At 52.6% G+C, this 2,937-nt stretch carries 1 rRNA gene; it reads left to right on the top strand.

Annotated features, from left to right (window positions below):
• Position 1: 1 nt before the first annotated feature.
• Positions 2 to 2,935, top strand: a 23S ribosomal RNA gene (locus tag FDO66_RS20625).
• Positions 2,936 to 2,937 lie beyond the last annotated feature (2 nt).

Genomic DNA, 2,937 nt, shown 5'->3' on the forward strand with positions numbered 1-2,937 from the left:
AGGTTAAGTTAGAAAGGGCGCACGGTGAATGCCTTGGCACTAGGAGCCGATGAAGGACGGTACTAACACCGATATGCTTCGGGGAGCTGTAAGTAAGCTTTGATCCGGAGATTTCCGAATGGGGGAACCCGCTATCCGTAATGGGATAGGATCCTTATCTGAATACATAGGGTAAGGAAGGCAGACCCGGGGAACTGAAACATCTAAGTACCCGGAGGAAGAGAAAGCAAACGCGATTCCCTGAGTAGCGGCGAGCGAAACGGGATTAGCCCAAACCAAGAGGCTTGCCTCTTGGGGTTGTAGGACACTCTATACGGAGTCAAAAAGGAACGGGGTAGGCGAACAGGTCTGGAAAGGCCGGTCATAGAAGGTAAAAACCCTGTAGTTGAAACTTCGTTCCCTCCAGAGTGGATCCTGAGTACGGCGGGACACGTGAAATCCCGTCGGAAGCAGGGAGGACCATCTCCCAAGGCTAAATACTCCCTAGTGACCGATAGTGAACCAGTACCGTGAGGGAAAGGTGAAAAGCACCCCGGAAGGGGAGTGAAAGAGATCCTGAAACCGTGTGCCTACAAGTAGTCAAAGCCCATTTATGGGTAATGGCGTGCCTTTTGTAGAATGAACCGGCGAGTTACGATTACATGCAAGGTTAAGTTGAATAGACGGAGCCGTAGCGAAAGCGAGTCTGAATAGGGCGATTTGAGTATGTGGTTGTAGACCCGAAACCAGGTGATCTACCCATGTCCAGGGTGAAGTCCAGGTAACACTGGATGGAGGCCCGAACCCACGCACGTTGAAAAGTGCGGGGATGAGGTGTGGGTAGCGGAGAAATTCCAATCGAACTTGGAGATAGCTGGTTCTCTCCGAAATAGCTTTAGGGCTAGCCTCAAGGAGAAGAGTCTTGGAGGTAGAGCACTGTTTGGACTAGGGGCCCCCATCGGGTTACCGAATTCAGACAAACTCCGAATGCCAATGACTTATCCTTGGGAGTCAGACTGCGAGTGATAAGATCCGTAGTCAAGAGGGAAACAGCCCAGACCACCAGCTAAGGTCCCAAAGTATCCGTTAAGTGGAAAAGGATGTGGAGTTGCTTAGACAACCAGGATGTTGGCTTAGAAGCAGCCACCATTTAAAGAGTGCGTAATAGCTCACTGGTCGAGTGACTCTGCGCCGAAAATGTACCGGGGCTAAACGGATCACCGAAGCTGTGGATTGACATCGTTGATGTCAGTGGTAGGAGAGCGTTCTAAGGGCGTTGAAGCTAGACCGTAAGGACTGGTGGAGCGCTTAGAAGTGAGAATGCCGGTATGAGTAGCGAAAGATGGGTGAGAATCCCATCCACCGAATGCCTAAGGTTTCCTGAGGAAGGCTCGTCCGCTCAGGGTAAGTCGGGACCTAAGCCGAGGCTGACAAGCGTAGGCGATGGACAACAGGTTGAAATTCCTGTACCACCAATTGATCGTTTGAACGATGGGGGGACGCAGGAGGATAGGGTAAGCGCGCGATTGGATGTGCGCGTCCAAGCAGTTAGGCTGATAACGAGGCAAATCCCGTTGTCATGAAGCTGAGCTGTGATGGCGAGGGAAATAAAGTACCGAAGTTCCTGATTCCACACTGCCAAGAAAAGCCTCTAGTGAGATCAAGGGTGCCCGTACCGCAAACCGACACAGGTAGGCGAGGAGAGAATCCTAAGGTGATCGAGAGAACTCTCGTTAAGGAACTCGGCAAAATGACCCCGTAACTTCGGGAGAAGGGGTGCTCATTTGGGTTTATAGCCTAGATGAGCCGCAGTGAATAGGCCCAGGCGACTGTTTAGCAAAAACACAGGTCTCTGCGAAGCCGCAAGGCGAAGTATAGGGGCTGACACCTGCCCGGTGCTGGAAGGTTAAGAGGAGGGGTTAGCGCAAGCGAAGCTCTGAATTGAAGCCCCAGTAAACGGCGGCCGTAACTATAACGGTCCTAAGGTAGCGAAATTCCTTGTCGGGTAAGTTCCGACCCGCACGAAAGGTGTAACGATCTGGGCACTGTCTCAACGAGAGACTCGGTGAAATTATAGTACCTGTGAAGATGCAGGTTACCCGCGACAGGACGGAAAGACCCCGTGGAGCTTTACTGTAGCCTGATATTGAATTTTGGTACAGCTTGTACAGGATAGGTAGGAGCCGTAGAAACCGGAGCGCTAGCTTCGGTGGAGGCGTCGGTGGGATACTACTCTGGCTGTATTGACATTCTAACCCGCGCCCCTGATCGGGGCGGGAGACAGTGTCAGGTGGGCAGTTTGACTGGGGCGGTCGCCTCCTAAAAAGTAACGGAGGCGCCCAAAGGTTCCCTCAGAATGGTTGGAAATCATTCGTAGAGTGTAAAGGCACAAGGGAGCTTGACTGCGAGACCTACAAGTCGAGCAGGGACGAAAGTCGGGCTTAGTGATCCGGTGGTTCCGCATGGAAGGGCCATCGCTCAACGGATAAAAGCTACCCCGGGGATAACAGGCTTATCTCCCCCAAGAGTCCACATCGACGGGGAGGTTTGGCACCTCGATGTCGGCTCATCGCATCCTGGGGCTGTAGTCGGTCCCAAGGGTTGGGCTGTTCGCCCATTAAAGCGGTACGCGAGCTGGGTTCAGAACGTCGTGAGACAGTTCGGTCCCTATCCGTCGTGGGCGTAGGAAATTTGAGAGGAGCTGTCCTTAGTACGAGAGGACCGGGATGGACGCACCGCTGGTGTACCAGTTGTCTTGCCAAAGGCATCGCTGGGTAGCTATGTGCGGAAGGGATAAGTGCTGAAAGCATCTAAGCATGAAGCCCCCCTCGAGATGAGATTTCCCATAGCGTTAAGCTAGTAAGATCCCTGAAAGATGATCAGGTAGATAGGTTTGAGGTGGAAGCGTGGCGACACGTGGAGCTGACAAATACTAATCGATCGAGGACTTAACCTAAT

Source organism: Bacillus sp. 03113 (assembly GCF_006546985.1).
Lineage (GTDB): Bacteria > Bacillota > Bacilli > Bacillales > Cytobacillaceae > VATK01.